The sequence below is a fragment of the Streptomyces sp. NPDC097640 genome (genome assembly GCF_040302705.1).
GTDB lineage: Bacteria > Actinomycetota > Actinomycetes > Streptomycetales > Streptomycetaceae > Streptomyces.
The window spans coordinates 77,402-101,347 of record NZ_JBEOSB010000023.1; the positions used below are offsets into that span (position 1 = coordinate 77,402).

The window sequence follows — 23,946 nt, forward strand, 5'->3', positions numbered from 1 at the left end:
TCCACCCGTCCGGAAGCGGGCCCTGGCCCCCGAGGTCGGGACGCAGCTGCTCGGCCCCTCACCGCGCCCATCCGCGTGACCTCTTGCTCTGGGCCGAATTCCGCACCTCCGGCCCAGCGTGAAGGGCCCGGCGGGCAGCAGCGCGGCGGCGGACGGCGTCCGTTCCCCGGAGCCGTCGGGGTGTGCCCCGCCTGAACGGCAACAACAAACCGTGAAGACTGCCTGATTCCGGCAATGATCTCCCGCGCGTTCAGAGCGACCATTCTCGCACCGGTGGATGGGGCACCAAGGCTCGGGGCGGGCCATATGCCGCCGATTCCTGACGACGTGTGCCATCCCTCGGTTCTGCGTGAAGTCCCCTGCTCGACGTTCGCAAGGAAGGTTCACACGTGAGACTGACCCGCGCTGCCCTGACCCTCGCGGCCACCGCTCTGACACCGGCGCTGCTCCTCGCCGCCACTCCTGCCTTCGCCACCGGCGCGACCGGCGCCTCGACCACCAGCGTGGCGGCGGCGTCGGATACGGACGGCTCGACCACGCCGGTGGACGAGATGTCCGACGACGACGTCCGGGTCGCGATCATGCGCATCATCGCCGACCCCAGCACCGGCAAGGCCGTCTTCGCCGCCGCGCAGGCGGCCATGGACGGCACCATCGAGGACCAGCGGTACTTCCTGAAGACGGGCCGCTGGACAGCCCAGTTCGAGGACGACCGCGTCGCGGTCGTCCGCATCCTCGCCGTCGCTCAAAAGAACAACGACAAGGCGGTTGTCAGAGAGGCCAACAAGGCCCTCGACGACGGCACCCCAGAGGCACTGCGCGCCTTCCTGGAGACCGGCTACCGCCTCGCCCAGGCCGAGGACGACCGCGTCGCGATCTTCCGCATCCTCGCCAGTCCGACCACCAGTGATGCGCTCCGCGCGGCGGCGGAGCGGGCGCTTGACATCGGCACGCCGGAGGCATTGCGGTATTTCCTGGAGCACGGTCAGTACGAGGTGGATGCCTAGCAGATCTGGACCTCCGCCCTCCTGCCCGTCGCCCACCAGCTGATCGCCGCGCTGCTCGAGGGCGGACGGGCCTCCTACGCCGACCTCGCCCACCGCGCCGACGCTTCCCTCCTCACCGCCCGCCGCCGGCTGGAGGCGCTGGTGGGCGGCCAGGTCCTCAGACTCGCGTCCGAAGTCGACCTCGCCCGCCCGGGCAGCCGCTGAGCCGGCCACACCCGGCGGCGGGGCCGGCCGCCGAGCCCGGCCGGCACGGTGCACCGCGGTGGGACCCTGCCGGAGGGCCTTTCGACGTACGTTCCTGGCCACGGTCGCGCTCTCCCGCAGACCTGTAGCTTGCGGGAAAGCCGGGGGAGATGTCATCGACCGGCTCCGCCGCTCGTTATCCCCCACGTCCAGGTACGCAGTCATCGAGCAGGAGAGCACATTGGCCACCGCAGCCCCGCAAGGCGTCCCCTCTTCCTCCTCCCGGCCCGGCTCCGTTCCCCTGCCTCCGGAACTCGACGCGGCGGCCGTCGAGCGGTGGCGGGCTTCCTCGGGGGCGGTGGTCGACTTGCTGGCCCAGGCGCGCGAGCTCGGCGGGGTCAGCGCGGTGCGCCTCGGCCCGCGCCCCACGGTGCTGGTCACCGATCCGCAGGCGGTGCAGCACGTCCTCGCCCTTCATCCCGACCGCTACGTCAAGCGCTCCCACCGGGCCCGCGTGCTGGTTGGGGACGGGGTGCTCTCTGCCGTCGGGGAGCCGTGGAAGCGTCAGCGCCGCCTCCTCCAGGCCCAGTTCACCGGAGCGGGGATCCGCCGCTACGAGCAGCGGATCGCCGGCGCCGCGCGCCGCGCCGCCGACCGCTGGGCGCAGTGCGCCCGTACCGGCACGCCGACCGATGTCGGCGAGGACATGCGCTTCTTCGCTCTGGACACGGTCTGGCGCTCTCTCACCGGCCATCCCCTCGACGAGACCACGAACCGCGAACTCGTCGCGGTCGAGGCGGTGGGGGCCGCCCTGCCGACCACCCCCTCCGGGTCGGCCGGCGCGGCCGAGTTGCGCGCCGCCGTGGCCGCGGACCTCGCGAGGATCGACGCCGTCGCCGAACACGCGATCGCGGCCGCCCGCCGACGAGAGGCGGGCCCGGAAGGCCCCGGCCTGCTGCGCGTCCTGGTGGACGCCGGGGCGACCCACCCCGAATACACCGACCAGTTGATCCGCGACGAGCTGGTCACCCTGCTCGCCGCCGGTTACGAGACCACTGCCAAGACCCTGTCGTGGCTGTATCTGCTGCTCGACCGCCACCCCGAGGCCCGCCCCTGGGCGCTGAGCACGGGACCCGCGGGCTCGCCCGAACGCGAAAGGGCCATCCGGGCGCTCGCCTCGGAGACCCTGCGGCTCTATCCGGCGGTATGGCTGATGCCCCGCCACGCCACCGAGGACGACACCCTCGCCGGCTACCGCGTCGCGGCCGGCACCGACATCTTCGTGTGCCCGTACCTCACCCACCGCGACCCGGCGCTGTGGCCCGAGCCCGAGCGATTCGACCCCGAGCGGTTCACCGCCGCGGACGAGAGCCGGCCCTCCTCCCGGCACGGCGCGTACTACCCCTTCGGCATCGGCGCACGAGCCTGTCTGGGTGCGCAGTTCGCGATGCGCGAGATGACCGTGCTCCTGGAACACCTGCTGCCCGCCTTCACCCCGTCCTTCCACACCACCCCGACCTCGGCCGTCTTCGGGCTCACCGTCCGCCCCGACGGCCCGGCGCCCGCCACCATCACACCCACTCCGGACGGCTCATAGGACGCCAGGTCACCTGCGGGCTCTCAAGGGTGCGCCGGAGCCGCGGGCGCTGATGGCGGGGCGAAGACCGTCGCGGCCTGCCCGACTGCCTCGAGGCTCCCTACGTCCTCTGGGACTGCGTCGGAACGCACGACCACGCGATGGCGGCGGCGGCCAGGTAGGCGAACGCGCCGATGACCATGCTGGTGCGCAGCCCGGTGGAGTAGTCGGTGGCCGTGGCGAGCAGGCTACCGCCGAGTGCTACGCCGGTGGCGCTGCCGATCTGGCGGGTGGTGTTGAACAGGGCGGAGGCGGCCCCTGAGTACGCCTGGGGTGCGGCGCCCATCACGGTGGCGGTCGAGCCGGTGAGGGCGAAGGAGGTACCGAACCCCGCGGCCATCATCGGGGCCACCAGCAGCGGGTAGTCGGGGTCGGCCCCCGCCGCGGCCCAGCCGGCGAGCCCCAGGGCAGCCAGGAGCATGCCGGAGATGACCAGCGGACGGTCGCCGGTGCGACGGGTCAGCCTCCCGGACAGGGCGGAGGCGAACATGGTCATCGCCACGGCCGGGAACAGCGCCAGCCCGGTGCCGAGGGCGCTGAAGCCGCGCTGATGCTGGAATTCGAGGCTGGCGGTGAACACCATGCCGTAGAAGCCGAAGTTGAACAGCAGCCCGATGACGGCTCCGCCGCTCATCGCACGAGAGCGCAGCAGGTTCAGCGGCAGGGCAGGAGAGCGGGCCAGCCGCTCGCGCACCGCGAACGCCGCGCCGGCCAGCACGGCCAGGCCCACCCCGGCGAGTACAGCCGGATCGGACCAGCCCCGCCGTCCGGCCTCGTTGAGCGCCGCGGTGAGCAGCGCCACCGCCGCCACAACCGCGCACTGCGCCGGCCAGTCCAGGGCCCGGGCAGGGCGCCGGGGCGAGCGTGCCACATGCCGCAGCGTCAGCACCAGACAGGCCGCACCGACGGGCAGGTTGATGAGGAACACCCAGCGCCAGCCCACCACGGTGACGAGCAACCCGCCCAGCAGCGGCCCGGCGGAGGCTGCGATGCCCGCCATCGAACCCCACAGCCCGAAGGCCCGCGAGCGTGCGGTCGGTGCCGGGTAGGCCTGCTGGAGCAGGGCGAGGGAACCGGGCACGATCAGCGCCGCGCCGAGCCCCTCCACCAGCCGGGCCGCGACCAGGAAGGGGGCGCTGGGCGCCAGCGCGCACGCGGCTGAGGACACGGTGAACACCGCCACGCCCGAGCAGAAGACCCGGCGGTTGCCCAGCCGGTCGCCCAGCGCGCCACCGGTCAGCAGAAACCCGGCGAAGACCAGGGTGTACCCATCGGTGATCCACTGGATACCGGTCAGCGAGGCCGACAGTTCCCGGCCGATCACCGGCACGGCGACATTGATGATCGTCACATCCAGGATCACCATGAAGTAGCCGGCGCACACCGCCAGCAGCGGTGCCCAGGACCGTCGCTCGGGCTCCGGTGCCGCCTCGGGAGAGGGCATGGGCTCGCCGCCACCGGCCGATTCCGCGAACGCCACGGCCCCAACTCCATCCCGTCCACGGAGGCCCTACACCAAAAGCCACAGTAAGGCACATATGCCCGACATTGACGGATCAAGTGGCGACTCGTGAAGCACGCCGAGGGTCAGCCGAGATACGGCCGGAAGAGAGAGCGGGGCCTCTTGAGCCTGTCCGTAAGGGGATCCCCCAACGAACACACAGATCTTGAAGGGTGATCGCCAGCGGCCTGCGTGATCGCCGTCGAGCCCGCCCCGGCCTCGACCAGGCGCTGGCTGCCGTGCGCGCCGGCGACACCCTCGTGGTGCCCAAGCTCGACCGCCTCGCCCGCTCCGTGCCCGACGCCCGCGAGATCGGCGACTCACTCGTCCCCGAGGCGTCCGCCTGTCCCTCGGCGAGTCGATCTATGACCCGGCGGGCCCGATGAGCAAGATGTTTTTATTCTGGCCACCCTTCCGGAGGGACGAGCCCACCATGGACGAGATACAGGTCGAGGTGGCTGACGGCCCGTTCGCGGGTCTGTCGGCGACTCTCATCTCCCACATCGGCGACCAAGTACAGATTCAAGTCACCATATTCGGCAGGTAGATACCGCTGGACCTGCACGTCGGCCCGGTTCGCATCGCCGGGACCCCACCGGCAGAAGAACTGGGCACGACTGATGCCGTCAGCAGCTCTCACGCGTCAATGCGTGAACAGATCGTCGTGGAACACGAGCGGCTCGCCGCAGCGGAGGCGTTCGCGTTCTTCCTGGCGAGCGGGACGCCTACCTGGCCCACCGGGACGAGCAGCTCAATAACCACAAACAGTACTGGGAATGGCTCGACAGCACCGCAACCGACCTGATCTTCGGCTCCTGACACGACACGAGCCACGCCTGGCCCTGCCCCGCTAAGGCCCAGCCCACAGTACTTGCTTCGCGAGATCGCCCCATCCCGGAATACGCCGCGCCCGGTCACGAAACCACACTTCCGCGCGGGACCGTACCAGGGCGGGCTTTCGGACCGTACAAGTGGCCGCGCGCATAGCCGCCTCGCTCCTGGCCACAGTGTTGTTCGCTGGACGGCACCACCTCGTCGAACCCGCCGACTGGCCCGACCCCCTGCCGCCGCTCTTGCCACCCACCTGGGCGCTCCGGGCCGGTGGCTTGCTACCTCGCCGGAAGTTCCCACCTGATCTCGCCTTCGTGCCACTGACCGGTGGGAGCCAGGCCGGCAGCAGCGGCAACGGCAGCGGACGCGTGATGATCCGGATGAATGTGGGCACAGATCGCCTGCACGTCTTGTTCCCTCAGCCAGGCAACCAGCCCTCGTGCGGCCTCGGTGGCGATCCCGCGCCCTTGCCACGGAGTCCCGACCACCCAGGCGACCTCGGCCGCACACCCGTGCTCGCCGGCGCTGATCGTCGCCTGCACCGTCCCGGTCAGGCTCTTCTCCTCGCGCAGCCGGATCACCCAGTTCCACCAGGTCACGGAAGGATCGGGTGAGCCGGCGACCAAGCGTTCATACCGGGATCGCAAAGCCTGTGGGGAATGCGGGACACCACCGATGAAGACATGCAGAGCAGGGTCGGAGAGCACGTCGGCCATCTCGTCGGCGTGCTCGACAGCGAGCGGCACGAGGCTCAGCCTGCTCGTCTCGATGGCCCCGATCTTCATCACGCCCACGCTGGCTCCTGCCCGACCGCTCCCGCTGCTGATGACCATCCGACACTACGAGAAGATTCGCCGTCGGATCAGCCCTCAGGGCACGAGGACGATCTTTCCCCGATTGGCCCGGCCCTCGATCGTCGCGTGTGCTCGTGCCGCGTCCGCGAGGGCGAACTCCGCGTGGACCGTGGGCCGCAGCACGCCCTCGCCGAACAGCCTCCACAGCTCCTCGATCCACCCCGCATACCGCTCGGGCCGGGTCCTGGCCACGATCGCCACCTGGAACCCGATGGCCGACTTGCCACCGACGAGGAGGTCGTACGCCTCGATGGTGCCGCCGCCCGAGCTGTACGCGACCAGCCGTCCGCCGGGCGCGAGCGCCCTGACGGCGGGGGTGAGCAGTTCGCCGCCGACCGCGTCGAGCACGATATCGACCGGCTCGCCCCAGCTCTCTTGTTCGTATGTCACCACGGCATCGGCGCCGACGGAGCGCACGAAGTCCGCCTTGGCGGGATCGCTCACGGCGGCGACGACGCGTGAGGCACCCCTCAGCCGGGCCAGCTGTAGGGCGAGATGGCCGACCCCGCTCGCCGCCGCGGTGACCAGCACCGACTCGCCCTTCTCCGGGCGCGCGGCCTCCAGTGCGCCGAGCGCCACCACACCGCTGCGGACCAGCGCGACGGCGTCCTTGGCGGTGGCGCCCGCCGGGACGGGGGAGGCCATCGCGGTGTGCAGCAGCGCGTACTCCGCATACCCGTGCCCGAAGCAGAGGCCGGTGACCCGGTCGCCCGGCGCGTATCCGCTCACGCCTTGGCCGACGCGCACCACTTCACCGGCCAGCTCGCCGCCGAGCGGGACGGGCTGCGTACCCTCGCGCACTTTGCGTACGACGGGGAGCGTGACGCCGATCGCCTCGGTCCTGACGAGCAGTTCACCAACTCCGGGGTCCGGGACGGGAACTTCTTCCTGGAACAGAGTTTCGGGTCCGCCGATGTTTTCATACCGAATACGCCGCATGCGTGATCGCCTCCGACACCCTTGGGATTCATTGGAGTTCCCAACGATATCCGACGATCATTGGGAACTCCAACGTTTTCTCGGTACGCTGCCGCGCATGGCAGAGAACCCCTCGGCGCCCAGCCGAATCAGCGCCCTCCCGAGCTGGCTCCTCGGCCGGGCGGCGGCCCGTGGGCGCGGCCTGGTCGCTGAGGCGCTCGCGCGACACGACATGAAGATGTGGCATCACGTGGTCCTTGCCGCGGTCGCGGATCTCGGCCCGGTCGCCCAGGCCGAACTGGGCAGGACGGTCTCGCTCGACCCGAAGGACATGGTCGGCATCCTCAACGATCTTCAGGCGGCAGGCCTCGTCGTGCGCGCCCCCGACCCGGCCGACCGCCGCAAGAACGCGGTGAGTCTCACCGCCGAGGGCGAGCGCCGCCTGGAGGAGTGCACACGGGCGGGGCAGCGGGCCAACGACGAACTCCTGGCTCCGCTGTCGGCAGCCGAACGGGAGCAGTTCCTGGAGATGCTGCGGAGGATCAGCGGCGTGCGGTGATCCGGCGGGCGGCGGCCCCCGCCCTGAGGCGGTGAAGCGGGTTGGTTCATCGGCTGCTCGCGGTCGCGGCGATGGCCGGCAGGATCGCGAGGGCGAGGACGCCACCGGTGAGGGCGAGGATGGGGTAGCTGGTGGTGGCGACGACGATGCCGGAGGTCAGGCCACCGGTGGCGCCGGCGATGGCAATGGAGACGTCGACCATTCCCTGGGTCTTGGCGCGGGTGGCCAGCGGCACGGTGTCGGTGATGATCGCCGTGCCGGAGACGAGGCCGAAGTTCCAGCCGAGTCCCAGCAGGGCCAGGGCGAGCGCGAGGAGGGCGACGGAGTCGTCGGGAGCGATGGCCGCGAGAATGCCCGCGGCCAGGAGGGTGAGCCCGGACGCGGCGGCGACCTTCAGCCGGCCGTAGCGGTCGACGAGCCAGCCCGTGACCGGTGAGGGCAGGTACATGGCGCCGATGTGGACGGCGATGACGAGACCTGAGGCGGCGGTGCCGTGACCGTGGTCGTGCATGTGGACCGGGGTCATCGTCATGATCGCGACCATGACGAGCTGAGTGAGGATCATGACGAGCGCGCCGAGGACCACGCTTCCGCGGCCTTCGTGTGCGGGGTCGGTGGCCGGGGACGCGTCGGTGGCGGAGCTGCCGCTCTGTTCGGCGGCGACGGTACGGGCCATGAGCAGCGGGTCGGGTCGCAGCCGGACGGCGAGGACGAGCGCGGCCAGGGCGTAGGCGGCGCCGGACAGCAGGAACGGGCCGGCCAGGCTGGGGATACCGAGGGTTTCCGCGAGGTCGCCGGTGGGTGCGGCGAGGTTGGGGCCTGCGACACCGCCGAGGGTGGTGGCGACCAGGACGGTGGACACGGCGCGGGCGCGGTGGTTGGGGTGGGCGAGGTCGGCTCCGGCATAGCGGGCCTGGAGGTTGGTGGCGGTGCCGGCGCCGTAGACGAACAGGGCGATGAACAGCAGGGCGGGATTGTCCAGGACGGCGGCGGTGATGACACCGGCGCTGCCGATGGCTCCGGTGAAGTAGCCGGCGGCCAGGCCGGGGCGGCGGCCGCGGGCTTGGGAGATGCGACCGACGGCGACGGCGGCGAGTGCGGATCCGGCGGTGAACAGGCCGCTGGGCAGCCCGGCGAGGCTGGTGGTGCCGAGCATGTCCTGGGCGAGCAGGGCGCCGACGGTGACGCCGGCGGCGAGTCCGGCCCCGCTGAGGATCTGGGAGGCGACCAGGACGCGCAGGATGCGGCGCTGTGCCTGGGCGGCGTTGAATATGTCGGATGCGGCGCCCGTGGTGCCGGCGCCTGGTGCGGATCTGGTCATGTCTCTTCCGGTGGCGGTAGGTGGGGCGGTGGTGTTGTCCGAGGTGAGGCCCGCGCAGGGGGAGGTGGGGTCAGCGCTCGGTGGCCACCTTGACGAGTGCCTCCGCCGCCGTCTCGATGTCGTCCGCCGTGGACCAGCGGCCCAGCGACAGCCGCAGCGCCCCGAGCGGTGTGGTTGCCGCGGTGGCAGGCCGAGCCTGTCGAGGCCGCGATCCCGTGGGCGGCGGCGAGGGGTTCATGGCCGAGTGCGTCGTCGATGCTGACGTTCAGGGTGTTCGACAGGCGCTTCCACTCTGGGCCGTTGAGGCGGACGCGGCCGGGCAGCGCCGCCGCCAGGCGCTGGTGGAGGTCGTCACACAGAGCCGCGATCCGGGCCGGAGCACCGTCGCCCAACTCGTCGGCGTCGAGGGGGATCATCCCCACCGCCTGGGCGGCGTCGCAGTGGAAGCGGCCCTCGCACACGAGCAGATCGGCCTCGGAGCCGGAGGCGGTGAACACGGCCTCGTCGGCGCGGGCGCCGACCAGGGCGGCGACCTGCGCCCGAACCTCGGCCGGCGCCCGCCGGGGCTCGGCGCTGTAGTGGTGGCTGCTGGAGGGGTTGCCGAAGAGGTCCGTCAGGCGCGGCCACATCGCCTCGGCCACGCGGATGTCAACGGGGGTGGCGGCGTTGTGGTCCAGGCAGACCGGTGCGCCGGTCAGCCCCGGAGGGAGGGGCGGGTGGCCGCCGTTCACGCCAGGTCCCCGGCGTCGACGGGCAGTTCGGCCAGCCGCCACTCCAGCATGCCGTCGTTGAGGCGGATGGCCCGCCGGCCGAGGTCGGTCAGCAGCCGCACCGCGTCGTAGGCGAGCACGCAGTACTCGCCCCGGCAGTAGACGACGATCTCCGTCTCCTCGGGCAACTCGCCGATCCGGTCGGCCAGTTCCCCGACCGGAATGGACACCGCACCCGGAATGTGCCCGGCCCGGTATTCCTCCGCCGGCCGTACGTCCAGCACCACCACGTCCCCGGCCGCCACGCGGGCGCGCAGTTCCTCGTGGGTCACCTCCGCCGCGCCGCCCTCACCGAGGTAGGCGTCCCGCGCCGCGGGCACGGCGGCCTGGTGGGCTTCCGCGACCTTGCGCAGCAGGGCGAACAGCTGGGCCACGTCATCGCCGGCGAGCCGGTAGTGGATGCGTACGCCCTCGCGGCGGGTGGCGACGAATCCGGCCTGCTTGAGGGTCTGAAGATGCGCCGAGGCCGTCGTCAGGTTCAGCCCCGCCGCCTTGGCCAGGGCATCGACCGTGCGCTCGCCCTGAGCGAGCAGATCGAGCAGTTCCAGGCGCTTTCCGCTGGCCAGCGCCTTGCCGCTGGCCGCGAAGGCATCGTACAGCTGCGCCTTCGGACCGGCTGCGGTGTTCCCCGTCATAGGCTTCCTCCATAAATCCATGGAATACCGTAGATGATGATGGAGGCGATGACCAGGCGCGGCGACGCAGGCGGAATCGCCAAAGGCGTTGACGCTCCCTGTGAGGCGCCTATCATCCAAGTCACCCGACGGACCGGCCGACGTTCGACGCCCCGAACGAAGGCTTGGCCGCAGCGGCCCGTACGCTCCGCCCGAACCGAGCACAGCAGCAGCCGCACCACCCGCACCGGCACAGCGATCCCCGCCCGCCACCACGCCCTGGCACCTCTTCGTCCCGTCACACAAGGAGGGCGATCAACATGTCATGGCTCCATCAAGAACACACGCGCCGGAACGTACTGACGGCGGCCACCGGCCTGACCGCGGGGGCCGCCCTGCCGGGCACCGCGGCCGCACAGGCGGCGACGCCCATGCCCTCGGCCGTCGCCGCACAGTACGGAAATCCCGTGCTCTGGCAGGACTTCGCGGACATCGACATCATCCGCGTCGGTGACACCTACTACTACTCGGCCTCCACGATGCACTACTCCCCGGGGGCACCGATCCTGCGCTCGTACGACCTGGTCAACTGGGAGTTCGCCGGCCACTCGGTGCCGGTCCTGGACTTCGGCGCCAAGTACGACCTGAACGGCGCACGCGGCTACGTCCGGGGCATCTGGGCCTCGTCGCTGGCCTACCGTCCGAGCAACAGGTCGTATCTCTGGCTCGGCCAGATCGACTTCGCCAAGACCTACATCTACACCGCCGCCGCCGTCGAAGGGCCCTGGTCCAGACTCACCGCGATCGACAACGCCTACTACGACGCGGGCCTGCTCGTCGACAGCGACGACACCCTGTACGTGGCGTACGGGAACTCCACCATCAGCGTCGCCCAGCTCTCCCCGGACGGACGCACCCAGGTCCGCACTCAGCAGGTGTTCACCACGCCCTCCAGCATCGGCACCCTGGAGGGCTCCCGCTTCTACAAGATCAACGGGAACTACTACATCTTCCTCACCCGCCCGGCCAACGGCCAGTACATCCTGAAGTCGACGAGCGGCCCCTTCGGGCCCTACACACTGCGCCAGGTCCTGCTCGACCTGCGTGGCCCGGTCTCCGGCGGCGGGGTGCCGCACCAGGGCGGACTCGTGCAGACGCAGAGCGGCGCCTGGCACTACATGGCGTTCGTGGACGCGTACCCCGGCGGGCGGATCCCCGTGCTGGCCCCGGTCACCTGGACCTCGGACGGCTGGCCCGTCATCCAGCTCGTGAACGGCGCCTGGGGCGCCTCGTACCCCAGCCCCGCCGTCCCGGCCCCGCCCCGCCAGGTCGCCCCGATGACCGGTGTCGACACCTTCGACGGCACCGCCCTCAAGCCGAAGTGGGAGTGGAACCACAACCCCGACAACAGCAAGTGGTCCGTGAACAACGGACTGACGCTCCAGACCGCGACGGTGACAGGCGATCTGTACTGGGCCCGCAACACCCTCACCCACCGGATCCAGGGGCCGACGTCCACCGCCACCATCCAGCTCGACTACTCCGCGATGCGCGACGGCGACCGAGCAGGGCTCGCCCTGTTGCGCGACTCCTCCGCCTGGATCGGTCTCAAACGGGACGGCGGCACGACCAGGGTGGTGATGGTGAACGGCCTCACCATGGACAGCAACTGGAACACCACCGGAACCGGCGCCGAGGCCGCGAGCGCCGGCGTCTCCGGCGGCCGCGTCTGGCTGCGCGCCACCGCCGACATCCGCCCCGGCGCCGCCCGGCCCGGCACCTTCTCCTACAGCACCGACGGCACCAACTTCATCCGCCTCGGCCCCGCTTTCACCATGGGCAACGACTGGCGGTTCTTCATGGGCTACCGGTACGCCATCTTCAACCACGCCACCCAGGCACTCGGCGGATCGGTCAAGGTCGCACGGTTCGAACTGTCCACGCCCTGACGGGCAACCGCCCTTCACGTAGACGTGACCGCGTTCGAATGTCCAATTTTGGGAGCGCTCCCATACAGGAGCCCTGATCCCGCGAGGAGAGAGATGAACCTTCGGAACCGATGCGGCCGACACCGAGCCTCGGTGTCGGCACTGCTGGCCGCCACCACCGTCATCGCGTTGTCCGGGACCGCACTCGCCACGCCCGACTCCGCCCGGGCCACCACGCTGGGCGCTCAGGCGGCCCAGTCCGGTCGGTACTTCGGGGCCGCCGTGGCAGCCGGCAAGCTCGGCGACGGCACGTACTCGACGATCCTGGACCGCGAGTTCAACATGGTCACCCCCGAGAACGAGATGAAGTGGGACACCACCGAGCGGTCCCGCGGCTCGTTCAACTTCGCCCCGGCCGACCAGATCGTCAACCGCGCCACCTCCCGCGGCCAGCGGGTACGCGGCCACACCCTGGTATGGCACTCCCAGCTGCCCAGCTGGGTCAGCTCCATCGGCGACGCAAACACCCTGCGCGGCGTGATGAACAACCACATCACCACCCAAGTGGCCCACTACAAGGGCAAGGTCTACGCGTGGGACGTGGTCAACGAGGCGTTCGCCGACGGCGGCAGCGGAGCGCACCGCCCGTCGGTCTTCCAGAACCTGCTGGGCGACGGCTTCATCGAGGAGGCGTTCCGCACCGCCCGGGCGGCCGACGCGTCGGCCAAGCTCTACTACAACGACTACAACATCGAGAACTGGACCGACGCCAAGACCCAGGGCGTCTACCGCATGGTGCGCGACTTCAAGGCACGTGGCGTGCCCATCGACTGTGTCGGTTTCCAGGCCCACTTCGGCACCAACGGCCCGCCGGCGAGTTTCCAGACCACCCTGTCGAACTTCGCGGCTCTCGGCGTGGACGTGCAGATCACCGAGCTGGACATCGCGCAGGCGCCGACGACCGCGTACGCGAACACGGTCAAGGCCTGTATGAACGTCGCACGCTGCAACGGCATCACCGTGTGGGGCATCAGGGACACCGACTCCTGGCGCGCCGGGGAGAACCCCCTGCTCTTCGACGGCGGCGGCAACAAGAAGGCCGCATACAACGCGGTGCTCACCGCGCTGGGCGGCACATCCGCGACCAAGGCCACGGCGAGGTCCACGGCCTCCCCCGCCTCGTCGGCCGCCGCCCTGCCCGGCAGCTTCGGCTGGAGCTCCAGCGGGGTCCTGATGTCCCCCAAGCCGGACTCCACCCACAACATCGCCGGGCTCAAGGACCCGTCGGTGGTCTACTACAACGGCAAGTACCACGTGTTCGCCAGCGTAGCCAGCTCCTCCGGATACAGCCTGGTGTACCTGAGCTTCACCGACTGGTCCCAGGCGGCCTCGGCCACGCACTACTACCTGGACCGAAGCGGAATCGGCACCGGATACCGGGCCGCACCCCAGGTGTTCTACTTCGCGCCCCAGCGCACCTGGTACCTCGTATACCAGACCGGCAACGCCTCCTACTCCACCAACACCGACATCAGCAACCCGAACGGGTGGAGCGCCCCGCGCAACTTCTACTCCTCGATGCCGGACATCATCAAGCAGAACATCGGCAACGGCTACTGGGTCGACATGTGGGTGATCTGCGACAGCGCCAACTGCTACCTGTTCTCCTCCGACGACAACGGACACCTGTACCGCTCGCAGACCACCCTCGCCCAGTTCCCGAACGGGTTCACCAACACCGTCATCGCCGCCCAGGACTCCAACAAATACGCCCTCTTCGAAGCCAGCAACGTGTACAAAGTGCAGGACAGCAACCAGTACCTGCTGATCGTCGAGGCCATCGGGTCCGACGGAAAGCGGTACTTCCGCTCCTGGACATCCAGCAGCATCGGTGGCTCCTGGACACCACTGGCCGCCTCCGAGAACAACCCGTTCGCCCGGGCCAGCAACACCGCCTTCCCGGCGGGAGCCTGGACGAAGGACATCAGCCACGGAGAGCTGATCCGCGCCGGGTACGACCAGACCCTCACCATCAGCCCCTGCAAGATGCAGTACCTCTACCAGGGCATGAACCCCAGCGCCAGCGGTGACTACAACACCCTGCCCTGGCGGCTCGGCCTGCTCACCCAGACCAACTCCACCTGCTGACCGCGCCGGGAGACCGTGGTGCCGGGACACGCGTCCCGGCACCACCCGCGTCCGCCCTCACCTCATGCCCGAGTCACTCATCCGGCCCTCTCTGACGTGCGCTGCGCCATGGCGTCCGCTTATGTGATGGTTGGCAACTTTCTGTGACCGTCGTGAGACCGCCGGATGGCGCACGACGCTGAGGAGGCATGACCTGATGAGGCTTCTTTCCGCTTCGCGTCTCGCGGCGGCGGCTGTGACCGCGGCGACGGCGATCCTGACGGTGGGCCAGACGGTATCCGCCGCGCCGATGACTGGGGACGGGCGACCGTTCCTCGGGCCGCTGCGCACCGTCTCGACCGTCGCGTCGACGGTTCCGGACAACGGCGACGTGAACCCGTACGGCACCGCCCTGGTCAAGAAGAGTGTTGGTGACCTGCGGCGCGGCAACGTGTTGGTCAGCAACTTCAACAATGCCGCGAACGAGCAGGGCACGGGGACCACTCTCGTGCAGGTCAGCCCGAAGGGCACGACCAGCCTGTTCGCCGAGATCGACCCGCGGAACCTGCCGGGACCGTGCCCGGGAGGTGTGGGTCTGACCACCGCGCTGTCCATCCTGCCGGGCGGCTGGGTGGTGGTGGGCAGTCTGCCCACGGCCGACGGCACATCCGCCACGGCGCAGGCCGGGTGCCTGCTCGTGCTGGACAACCGCGGAAAGGTCCGGGAGACCATCAGCGGCCACGGGATCAACGGTCCCTGGGACATGACCGCGAAGAGCCACGGCGACGAGACCGACCTGTTCGTCACCAACGTGCTCAACGGCACGGTCGCGGGCGGCGGCGACATCGTGCGGCGGGGCACCGTGCTGCGGATCACCCTGCGCACCCACGGCCACCGGCCGCCGACCCGGATCGCCACGACCAAGATCGGTTCGGGCTTCGCCCAGAAGACCGACCCGGCGGCCCTCGTGATCGGCCCGACGGGTGTCGGCCTGCGGGACGGGACGCTCTACGTGGCGGACACCGTCGACAACCGCATCACCGCGATCCCGGACGCGCTGACCCGGGACGACAGCGCCGGCACCGGCCGAGTGGTCACCTGCGACCAGCACCTCAACGGCCCGCTCGGGATGGCGATCACCCCGAAGGGCAACATCCTCACCGTCAACGGCGGCGACGGCAACATTGTGGAGACCACCCCAGGCGGCGACCAGGTGGCCGTGCGCACGCTCGACCGCAGCGGCTCCCCGCCGGGAGCGGGCGTCCTGTTCGGGATCGCGATCGCCGAGAACCCCGACCGGGTCTACTTCGTGAACAACGCGACCAACACCTTGAACGTGCTGAGCCGACGCTGATCCGCTTGCGCGGGGCTGATCCGGCCCCGCGCGAGCCCAGGCGCGCGGGGCGCCCGACCGGCTGGACGAAACGCTGGTCGCGCGCTTCCGCTGGCGGCGCAACGCGGTACGGCCCATGGCCCCGGCGCACCCCGGAACACCCGGGGGCGCCGGGGCCCCGGTGTTGGAGGGCGGATCTCGACGCCCCGGCCGTGCGCATCAGGTCGGAGTGCAGGACCACGGCCCGTACGGCGGCGGCGCCGGCCGGCCTTGCCGGAGACGGTCAGGCGCAGCCGGCCGACCAGGTTCTGTCCGATGTTGAGAATCCGCCCGGCGGCGGTCGCCCGCACCGCGGCACACAGCGCACGGCAGCGGGGCCTGGTGGATCTGTTCGTCACCCTGTCCGCCGCAGCCTCGGATCCGGAGCACCCGGCCAACGCGTTCTTCGTCCGACGGTACGAGGCTCTGACGGAGTCCATCGAGGACGGGCTGCGCAAGGCCCAGGAACGGGACACGGTCCGCACGGATATCCGGCCGGACCACAATGGGACGGATGCTGCTCGCTCTCTCGGACGGGCTCCAGTTGCAGTGGCTGCTGAACCCGGGCATCGACATGTCGGAAACCATCCAGGCCTCACGACATCCACAGCCTCGAAAACCTGTCCTTGTTTGACTTTTGGCCTTAGAGTCATCCGCCGTGCGCGCGCCACGCGGCGCACCGAGCCGTGTACTCGTTCTCCGCGACACCCGCACACGGGCGGCTCCCTTGCCTGCGCCCACGGCACCGGAACCCACTCCCCCGAGAAGAACGACGAGAGGTAACCCCTATGAAACGCCTGGACAATCGACGCATATTCATCACCGGGGCCGCCTCCGGCATCGGCCGTGCGACGACGTTGCGGCTGCTCGCCGAAGGTGCGCATGTCGTCGCCACCGATGTCGCCGAGGAAGGGCTTGCGGAGACCGCCGCCCTCGCCACCAAGGCCGGGACCGGCGACGACCGGTTGAACACCGCCGCCCTGGACGTCTCCGACGAGAACGCCGTGAACACGGTCGTGGCGGACGCCGTCACCCGACTCGGCGGACTCGACGCCCTGATCAACGTGGCCGGCATGCTGCGCGGCGCGCACACGCACGCATGCTCGCTCGACCTGTGGAACCGCGTGATCGCCGTGAACCTCACCGGCACGTTCCTTGTCACCCGGGCCGCGCTGCCCGCCCTTCTGGAGACGGGCCAGGGCGTGGTGGTCAACTTCAGCTCCACATCGGCGCAGTTCGCCCACCCGTTCATGGCCGCGTACTCCGCGAGCAAGGGAGGCATCCTGTCCTTCACCCACAGCATCGCCCAGGAATACGCCAAGCAGGGTCTGCGCGCGGTGAACATCAACCCGGGCAGCATCTCCAGCGGCATCACCGAGAACATCTTCTCGCTCGTGCCCGAGGACACCGACTGGAACCTCTTCACCAAGCTCACTCCGGCCATCGGCGAGGGCTTCGGCTCGCCCGACGCCGTCGCCGGCGTGGTCGCCATGCTCGTGTCCGACGACGGTGCCTTCATCACCGGGACCGAGATCCGCATCGACGGCGGCACCCACCAGTAGTCGTCCGCACCGGGTCTCCGGCTCGGATCACCCGGTGGAGATCTTGTGGACGGTGGTGTCGTCGGGGTTCAGCCGTCGCCCGTCCGCAGACCGCACTTCCAGTGCGCGGAGGCGATGTCCCTGCTGCCGGTCGACCAACTGTGAGTGTGGTTCGCCGGGGGCGAAGAAGTGCTGTTCGCCCCACTGCCGCAGTGCCACGATGACGGGGAAGAGCGCCTGGCCCTTCGGGGTCAGTACGTACTCGCGATAGGCGCTGCCGTCCGAGGCGGGGACGGATTCGAGAACACCGCCGGCGACCAGGGTGCGCAGACGCGCGGTGAGGATGTTCTTCGCCACGCCGAGGCTGCGCTGGAACTCACCGAAGCGCCGGCTTCCGTCGAAGGCGTCCCGCACGATCAGCAGGGACCACCAGTCGCCGATCGCGTCCACCGACCGGGCGACGGGACAGTCGCTGTCGTCGAAGCGCGTCCTGGTCACCATGGCGTCCCTCACTCTCACGACGGTTGCAACATGCTACCAAAGAGCCTACGGTCGCCATCGGTAGCAAGTTGAAACCAGATCTGCGGAGGAGTGCTGATGCCCGGCTGCGGTGAGGCCGTGACACGACGGGCCGAGGCCCGAAGCGAGGAGGGTTCCGCGTTCGTCCTGTCCCGTGGCGTCGTCATACTGTTCGCCGTCGCCTGCGGGGCAGCGGTGGCCAACGTCTACTTCTCCCAGCCGCTCCTGGTGACCATGGGCCGAGATCTCGCCATGAGCCCGGCACTTGTCGGCAGCGTGGTCACCCTGACGCATGTCGGATACGGGCTGGGGCTCTTCTTCCTCGTGCCGCTGGGCGACATGGCCGACCGCAGACGGCTCATCGTGGCCCAGTTGCTGCTCCTGGTGGTGGCGCTGGCCGTGGTCGCCGCCGCACACTCGGCGGCGATCCTGCTCGCGGGCATGGCCGCGACGGGACTTCTCGCGGTCGTCACGCAGACGCTGGTGGCCTTCGCGGCATCGCTGGCCCCTCCCGCCGGGCGCGGACGGGTCGTCGGCCTGGTCACCAGCGGCGTGGTCATCGGCATCCTGCTCGCCCGCACCGTGTCCGGCCTCATGGCCGATCTCGCGGGCTGGCGCTCCGTCTACCTCGCCTCGGCGTCGCTCACCGCGCTGCTCGCCCTGGTCCTGTACCGAGTGCTGCCGCGCCACCGTGACGCTCCGCCGACACCCCTGCGCTACGGACAGCTCCTGCGCTCGACGGTCACCCTGTTCGCACGCGAACGGCTGCTGCGGCTCCGGGCCCTGTTCGGTCTGCTGATCTTCGCCGCCTTCAGCACCCTGTGGAGCAGCGTCGCGCTGCCGCTCAGCGAGGCCCCGTACTTCCTGTCCCACAGCGCGATCGGGGCGCTGGGGCTGATCGGGGTCGCAGGCGCCCTGGCCGCGACCGTGGCGGGTCGGCTGAACGACCGTGGCCTCTCCCGGCGGACCACCGGCATCGCCCTGGCACTGCTCACCGCCTCGTGGTTGCCCTTGGCCTTCACCCGCAGCTCGCTCTGGGCCCTGGTCGTCGGGGTGATCCTGCTCGACCTCGCCGTGCAGGCCGTCCATGTCACCAACCAGACCCTGATCTACGCGCTGCACCCGGACGCGGGCAGCCGGCTGATCGGCGGATACATGGTCTTCTACTCGATCGGCAGCGCCACCGGCGCCATCGCCGCGACCTCCCTCTACACGGTGGCCGGCTGGGGCGCCGTATGCGTACTGGGCGCCGCGTTCAGCTCCCTCGGGCTCGTGCTGTGGGCGTCTTCCGGCCGCCGCTGAAATCGGACTCATTCCCGTCCGACTCAGTGTCCCTGACTCCGTTTCCCTCCCAACGTTTTGGCTCATCCGAAAGCGCGCATAGAGGCCGCTTCTCCTGCATCACAGGCAAAATCAGCCCGATTTGCGGGCTTTTAAAAAGCTCTCAAGACTTCGACACGGGTGTCCCATTGATTGCCCGTTTGCGAGGCTTTCCGCCGCGCCGCATCCCTCAGTGTTCCGCTACCGGAAATTTCCAAAATGGCAACAGAGCCGAACCTTTATCGAGCGCTTGTTGTAACCTCTTATTTCTCGTCCGACCGCCCTGTCTCTAAGAGGAGCATGTGTGGGTTTATTCCCCGGAGCCGATCCCCCGCCCATCCGCGTGGCAGGGAAGGCACGTGCCGTCCTCTACATCGTCCACAACCGGGTTTCCCTGCGGACGCTGCGCCGGGTGCACCGGCTCCTGGCGGACGACGGCCGCCTTTCCTTTGCGGCGACGCTCGCCCCGGACCACTTCGGGCGGGGCTGCGAGGCGGAGGTCGGCCGCTGGGGCCTGCCCCTGGTGCCGTTCGAGGCGGCAACCGCCGAGCCGTGGGACCTGGCGATCTTCGCCAACCACGGCGGAGCCCACCTGTTCACCCGAACCGGGGCCCGGGTGTTCGTCCCGCACGGGGTGGGCGCGGGCAAGCAGGTGCTGGGCCAGGACTTCACCTACGGCCCGGACTTCGTCCTTCGCTCGGGAGAGCCGATCTACACCGCCATGCTCGAGGCGAGCGAGGAGGGGCGGGCACGGGCCGAGGGCCTCACCCCTCAGCTCACCGGGCGAATACGGGTCGTCGGTGACCTGGAGACCGACGAGTTCCTCGCCGTCCTCGCGCGCCGCGCCACCGCCCGCGCCCTGCTGTGCGCCGGCCCCGAAGATCTCCTCGTACTGCTCTCGGCCACTTGGGGCGATGCCGGAATGCTCGCTTGGCACGGCCCAGCCCTGCTGAAGAGCGCCCGTCGGCTGCCCGGGCACGTCCGTGTCGTCCTCAAGCCGCACCCCCACAACTGGGACCAGCGCGGACGCCCTCGTCCCCACCTCGCCCGCGCTCTTGCCGCGGCGCCGGAGGCGGTCTGCCTCGTCCCGCCGTGGCAGTCCTGGATGGGCGCGTACGCCGCCGCCGACCTCGCGGTGTACGACTTCGGCTCGCTCGCCCTGCGCTTCGCCCTGCGGCCCAGGCCGATGGTCGCCGTCCCCGCCGAACCGGGTGCCGTCACCCCCGGGTCCCCGGTGGACGCGCTGCGCGCCATGACGCCCCAATTGGCCGAGCCCTCGCTGCCGCAGGCGCTCGAACTCGCCTTGGAGGCGGGGGTGCCGCCGGGGCTCGCCGACCTCGCGCCCCGGTTCGTCAGCCACCCCGGTCAGGCCGCGCCCCGCACCCGCGGCGCGCTGTACGAGCTGCTGGACCTCGCCGTACCCGGCCCGCAGGACAGGGAGGAGGAGACGAAGGAAAGGGAGCTGGAGGCGAGCGGATGAGGGCCGTCGTCGCAGGCATCGCCAACCAGCAGACGCGGCTGCCGGTGCAGGGCTTCCCCCACCCTTACAGCCCCGCGCGTCACCTGCCCGGCCGGATCGAGGACACGGTCGGCGGGGTGGGCTTCAACGTCGCCGCGGCCCTCGCACAACTGGGGGCCGCCGTCGAGCTGATCGCGCCGTTGGCCGACGACGCCCCCGGGCAGGCCGTGCTGGCCGCCGCACACCGTCTGGGCGTCGGCACCGGCCTGTGCACCCGGTCCCTGGAGCGCACCCCGCGGTCCGTCATCCTCGTGGACCCCGCGGGCCGTCGCCAGGTCAACACCGACCTCGGCGGGGCCCTGGCCGCCTCCTTCGGCCCTGCCCCGTTCCGCGCCACCGCCGCCGGGGCGAACGTGTGCGTGCTGGGCAACCTCGACTTCTCCCGCCCGCTGCTGCCCGCCGCCCGAGGACTGGGGGTGCCGGTGGTGGTGGACCTTCAGGACGTGCGCGGCCCTGACAACCCCTACGATCGGGACTTCCTCACCGCCGACACCCTCGTCATGAGCCACGAGCGCCTCTCCGGCCAGGACCTGCCCGGCTTCCTGCACGCGCTGCGCTCCCGCTCCCGTGCGTTACTGCTCGTCCTCACCCTCGGTGCCGACGGCAGCCTCGCCCTTGCGCCCGACGACGCCGACTGCTGGCACACCCCGGCCGTGGGCGTCGGCCCGGTTCCCGACACCACCGGGGCGGGCGACGCCTTCACCGCCGCCCTCGCGCATGCGCTCCACGGTCTGCGCCTGCCCGCCCGGAGGGCCGTCCGCGCCGCCACCGCCTACGCGGCCTCCCACCTCTCCGCCGGCGAGCTGCGGCGATGACGGGGCTGCGCATACTGATGGCGGCCCAGGCGGTGTCGCTGGCCGGCTCGGGGATCAACGCGGCAGCCGTGGCCTACCTGGTGACGGTCCGCTCGGGTGTCCCCGCCCTCGGCCTGGTGCAGGGGATCCCGCTGGTGGCCACCGTCGTGTGCGCGCCCTGGATCGGCGTCCTGGTGGACCGTCACGACGCCCGCCGTGGCCTGGTCGTCTCCTCGGCGGTGCTGGCGGTCCTCACCGCCCTGATGCTCCACTACGGGGCCTGGTGGTACGCCCTGGTCCTGGCCGTCCGCACCCCGTGGGAGGTCGCCCTCTCCGGGTCCCTGACCCGCCTCCTGCCGGCCGCCGCCGCCCGCGCCGCCGTGCCCGTGGCCAAGGCGAGCGGGACGATGTCGCTCACCGGCCGGCTGGCCACCGCCGCCGGGGTCGCCGTCGGTCCCTTCCTCGCCGGGACGCTGGGACCGGCCGTCTTCCTGGCCGACGCGGTCACGTTCGCCGTCACCGCCCTCGCCTTCCACGGCCTGCGCCTGCCGGCCCCGGCCACCGCCACACGCACCGGATCCAGCGTGGCCCGCCAGTTCCACGAGGGCCTGCGCTACCTGCACGGGCGGCCGCTGGCCCTCTACACGGCCGTGCTGTACACGGTCGCGGGCATCGCCTGGGGGGCCAAGGACACTCTCTACGTCGCCTACGTCGACGAACGCCTGGGCCTGTCGGCGCACGTGTGGGCCGGTCCCTACGGGGCCGCGGCGCTCGCAGGGGAGACCGCCGCCGCGGCCCTCATCGCCTCCGGCCGCCTGGGCCGGCCCGAGCGGATTCCCGCCGTGGCCACAGGAGCGGTGCTGCTGCTGGGTGGCTGCCTGCTGACGGCCGCCGCGACGACCTCTCCGCCGGTGGCCTTCGCCGCCAAGATGCTGGAGGGAGCGGCTACGAACGTGGTCGGGGTGCTTGCCGTGACCTTCGTGTCACTGCTGGCGGCCGAGCACATGCGCGGCCGGATGAAGACCCTGCTGACCACGGCCAACCGCGTCTCCCTGGGCGGGGCGAAGGGGGTTCTGCCGCCCCTGGCCGGGGTGCTGGGCGTCCACAGCGCCTACGCCGCGGCAGGCGCGGTGGTCCTGGCCGGGCCCGCGCTGGCCGCGCTCCTTCTACGCCGCCGGCTGCGGAGCCTGTGAGGGCCGGAAACCGCGTCGCCTTGTGCGACTTGCCTTTTCCTTGCTTGAGCAAGCAGATACAGTCCCCGTGTGATGGCTCCGAGGCAGAGATCGCACGAGACGCCGCCGCGCGCCGCCGACGACGCGCAGGACGACCGCTGGTGCATGGCCGTGCGGCTGTTGGGCCGCGTGGAGAAGCAGTTGGACCAGGCCCTACAGCAACGCCACGGCCTGCCGCTGTCGGAGTACCGCGCCCTGTGCGCCCTGACCCGCTCCGACGGAGAATCCGCCCTGCGTATGGGCGAGTTGGCCGATCGGATCGGATTGAAGGACAGCACGGTGACGCGCCTGGTCGGCCGGCTGGAAGCCCGAGGGCTGGCGGAGCGGGCCGCCTCGGCCGGTGACGGCCGGGCGGTCGCCGCGAGCATCACACCGGCGGGCCGGCAGTGCTACGCGGAGGTGACACCCACCTATCGGGCGGCCCTCGGGGACGCCCTGGGGGCCTCGCTGACCAACGTGTACCTCGCCGATCTCGCCGCCTGGGTGCTTACGGGCGAGTCCGCGGTGAACAGCGCCCCCGCCCTCGACCCACCTGCCGGGGCGTAGGCGCCGCCGGCTGATCGGCCTTGGTGCCGTACCGGCCCCGTGTCGACGGACTTCACGAATGGAACACGTATGACCACTGCGGCCGAACACTACGACGACCTGCTCGCCGAGCACTACACATGGATGCTCGGCGGTGACATCGAGACGGCGGCGGCCGCCCAGGCCGAACTCCTCCGCGAGCTGGGACTGTTCGCCCATCCGGACGAGGAAGCCGCCGCCGTCGATCTCGGCTGCGGCCCGGGCCCGCAGACTCTGGCCCTCGCCCGCCTCGGTTTCGCGTCGGTGACCGCCGTCGACACCAGCGCCGCGCTCCTCGACGAACTCCTGGAGCACGCCAGGCGCTCCGGGACCGCGCAGGCCGTCCGCCCCGTCCACGGAGACATCCGCGAGGCCCTGCCCCGCCTTGCCCCGGGTTCGGTCGCCGCCGTTGTATGCATGGGCGACACCCTGCCGCATCTGCCCGACCGGACGGACGTGCAGGAACTGATCACAAGCGTCGCCAAGAGGCTGCGCCCGGGCGGAAGTTTCGTCGCCACCTACCGCGATCTGACACACGAACTCCTCGGCCCGGACCGCTTCATCCCCGTCCGCAGCACGGAGGACCGGATCCTCACCTGCTTCCTCGACTACCTCGACGAGGACACGGTCCAGGTCCACGACCTGCTGCACACCCGCCGTGACGACACCTGGCACCTGAAGACCGGCAGCTACCCCAAACTCCGGCTGAGTTCCGAGTGGTTGACCACGCAGTGCCATGCGGCCGGCCTCCACGTCCGCCGCAACGAGGCGGGCCCCCGCGGCTTGTACGTCCTGCATGCCGTCAAACCCTGACCATCAACGAGTACCGGCAAGAT

Annotated in this window: 21 protein-coding genes; 14 read left to right on the plus strand and 7 right to left on the minus strand. The window is 70.6% G+C overall.

Features of this window, described 5'->3' with window-relative positions; genetic code table 11:
- The first annotated feature begins 389 nt into the window (after positions 1-389).
- Both ABTY62_RS31610 and ABTY62_RS31615 read left to right on the plus strand, forming a co-directional pair.
- Positions 390-1,007 (plus strand): ALF repeat-containing protein, encoded by a 618-nt coding sequence (locus ABTY62_RS31610; protein ID WP_352132839.1) that lies wholly within the window; start codon positions 390-392, stop codon positions 1,005-1,007.
- Between the two features lie 424 nt (positions 1,008-1,431).
- Entirely contained in the window at positions 1,432-2,787 is a 1,356-nt protein-coding gene (locus ABTY62_RS31615; RefSeq protein ID WP_352132840.1) for a cytochrome P450, read from the plus strand.
- 100 nt (positions 2,788-2,887) lie between these two features.
- Here the strand turns inward: ABTY62_RS31615 and ABTY62_RS31620 are convergent, their stop codons facing one another.
- Positions 2,888-4,306, minus strand: a complete 1,419-nt coding sequence (locus tag ABTY62_RS31620) for an MFS transporter (protein WP_502997552.1) — start codon at positions 4,304-4,306, stop codon at positions 2,888-2,890.
- Between the two features lie 194 nt (positions 4,307-4,500).
- Between ABTY62_RS31620 and ABTY62_RS31625 the strand changes: the two genes are divergently transcribed.
- The gene (locus ABTY62_RS31625; RefSeq protein WP_502997553.1) at positions 4,501-4,713 is read left to right on the plus strand and encodes a recombinase family protein; all 213 of its coding nucleotides are present in this window, start codon (positions 4,501-4,503) and stop codon (positions 4,711-4,713) included.
- Positions 4,714-5,436: 723 nt separating this feature from the next.
- Here ABTY62_RS31625 and ABTY62_RS31630 read toward each other — a convergent pair.
- Positions 5,437-5,943 (minus strand): GNAT family N-acetyltransferase, encoded by a 507-nt coding sequence (locus ABTY62_RS31630; RefSeq protein ID WP_352132925.1) that lies wholly within the window; start codon positions 5,941-5,943, stop codon positions 5,437-5,439.
- An 84-nt stretch (positions 5,944-6,027) separates the two neighbouring features.
- Positions 6,028-6,951: a quinone oxidoreductase family protein gene (locus tag ABTY62_RS31635; protein WP_352132841.1), complete on the minus strand. Its 924-nt coding sequence runs from the start codon at positions 6,949-6,951 to the stop codon at positions 6,028-6,030.
- A gap of 97 nt (positions 6,952-7,048) precedes the next feature.
- On the opposite strand from ABTY62_RS31635, the gene ABTY62_RS31640 reads away from it, so the two are divergent.
- The gene (locus ABTY62_RS31640) at positions 7,049-7,489 is read left to right on the plus strand and encodes a MarR family winged helix-turn-helix transcriptional regulator (RefSeq protein ID WP_352132842.1); all 441 of its coding nucleotides are present in this window, start codon (positions 7,049-7,051) and stop codon (positions 7,487-7,489) included.
- Between the two features lie 46 nt (positions 7,490-7,535).
- Here the strand turns inward: ABTY62_RS31640 and ABTY62_RS31645 are convergent, their stop codons facing one another.
- Genes ABTY62_RS31645 through ABTY62_RS31655 form a run of 3 tightly spaced genes read right to left on the minus strand, consistent with a single transcriptional unit; the run spans position 7,536 to position 10,215 of the window.
- On the minus strand, positions 7,536-8,810 hold the full coding sequence (locus ABTY62_RS31645) for an MFS transporter (RefSeq protein WP_352132843.1): 1,275 nt from the start codon (positions 8,808-8,810) through the stop codon (positions 7,536-7,538).
- Positions 8,807-9,541, minus strand: a complete 735-nt coding sequence (locus ABTY62_RS31650; protein WP_352132844.1) for an aminotransferase class V-fold PLP-dependent enzyme — start codon at positions 9,539-9,541, stop codon at positions 8,807-8,809. Before ABTY62_RS31650 ends, ABTY62_RS31645 begins: the two co-directional genes overlap by 4 nt.
- Positions 9,538-10,215 (minus strand): ArsR/SmtB family transcription factor, encoded by a 678-nt coding sequence (locus tag ABTY62_RS31655; protein WP_352132845.1) that lies wholly within the window; start codon positions 10,213-10,215, stop codon positions 9,538-9,540. Before ABTY62_RS31655 ends, ABTY62_RS31650 begins: the two co-directional genes overlap by 4 nt.
- A gap of 299 nt (positions 10,216-10,514) precedes the next feature.
- On the opposite strand from ABTY62_RS31655, the gene ABTY62_RS31660 reads away from it, so the two are divergent.
- From ABTY62_RS31660 to ABTY62_RS31675, 4 genes are all read left to right on the plus strand, one after another.
- Positions 10,515-12,143 carry a glycoside hydrolase family 43 protein gene (locus tag ABTY62_RS31660; RefSeq protein ID WP_352132846.1) on the plus strand — a complete coding sequence of 543 codons (1,629 nt, stop codon included), beginning with the start codon at positions 10,515-10,517 and terminating at the stop codon, positions 12,141-12,143.
- Positions 12,144-12,236: 93 nt separating this feature from the next.
- Positions 12,237-14,270 (plus strand): glycoside hydrolase, encoded by a 2,034-nt coding sequence (locus tag ABTY62_RS31665; protein ID WP_352132847.1) that lies wholly within the window; start codon positions 12,237-12,239, stop codon positions 14,268-14,270.
- Between the two features lie 196 nt (positions 14,271-14,466).
- Entirely contained in the window at positions 14,467-15,603 is a 1,137-nt protein-coding gene (locus ABTY62_RS31670; protein WP_352132848.1) for an NHL repeat-containing protein, read from the plus strand.
- 806 nt (positions 15,604-16,409) lie between these two features.
- Complete coding sequence (locus ABTY62_RS31675) at positions 16,410-17,183, plus strand: SDR family NAD(P)-dependent oxidoreductase (protein WP_352132849.1); 774 nt, start codon at positions 16,410-16,412, stop codon at positions 17,181-17,183.
- Between the two features lie 27 nt (positions 17,184-17,210).
- On the opposite strand, the gene ABTY62_RS31680 is transcribed toward ABTY62_RS31675, so the two are convergent.
- Positions 17,211-17,663, minus strand: a complete 453-nt coding sequence (locus ABTY62_RS31680; protein ID WP_352132850.1) for a winged helix-turn-helix transcriptional regulator — start codon at positions 17,661-17,663, stop codon at positions 17,211-17,213.
- Positions 17,664-17,759: 96 nt separating this feature from the next.
- Between ABTY62_RS31680 and ABTY62_RS31685 the strand changes: the two genes are divergently transcribed.
- The 6 genes from ABTY62_RS31685 to ABTY62_RS31710 all read left to right on the plus strand — a co-directional run bounded on the left by ABTY62_RS31685 (position 17,760) and on the right by ABTY62_RS31710 (position 23,923).
- Entirely contained in the window at positions 17,760-18,983 is a 1,224-nt protein-coding gene (locus ABTY62_RS31685) for an MFS transporter (RefSeq protein WP_352132851.1), read from the plus strand.
- A 322-nt stretch (positions 18,984-19,305) separates the two neighbouring features.
- Positions 19,306-20,481 carry a hypothetical protein gene (locus ABTY62_RS31690; protein ID WP_352132852.1) on the plus strand — a complete coding sequence of 392 codons (1,176 nt, stop codon included), beginning with the start codon at positions 19,306-19,308 and terminating at the stop codon, positions 20,479-20,481.
- Positions 20,478-21,335 carry a carbohydrate kinase family protein gene (locus tag ABTY62_RS31695; protein WP_352132853.1) on the plus strand — a complete coding sequence of 286 codons (858 nt, stop codon included), beginning with the start codon at positions 20,478-20,480 and terminating at the stop codon, positions 21,333-21,335. The genes ABTY62_RS31690 and ABTY62_RS31695 overlap by 4 nt, the downstream gene beginning before the upstream one ends.
- Positions 21,332-22,507 carry an MFS transporter gene (locus ABTY62_RS31700; RefSeq protein ID WP_352132854.1) on the plus strand — a complete coding sequence of 392 codons (1,176 nt, stop codon included), beginning with the start codon at positions 21,332-21,334 and terminating at the stop codon, positions 22,505-22,507. The genes ABTY62_RS31695 and ABTY62_RS31700 overlap by 4 nt, the downstream gene beginning before the upstream one ends.
- A gap of 72 nt (positions 22,508-22,579) precedes the next feature.
- Positions 22,580-23,092, plus strand: a complete 513-nt coding sequence (locus ABTY62_RS31705) for a MarR family winged helix-turn-helix transcriptional regulator (protein WP_352132855.1) — start codon at positions 22,580-22,582, stop codon at positions 23,090-23,092.
- Positions 23,093-23,161: 69 nt separating this feature from the next.
- Positions 23,162-23,923, plus strand: coding sequence for a class I SAM-dependent methyltransferase (locus ABTY62_RS31710; protein ID WP_352132856.1), 762 nt, complete (start codon positions 23,162-23,164; stop codon positions 23,921-23,923).
- Positions 23,924-23,946 lie beyond the last annotated feature (23 nt).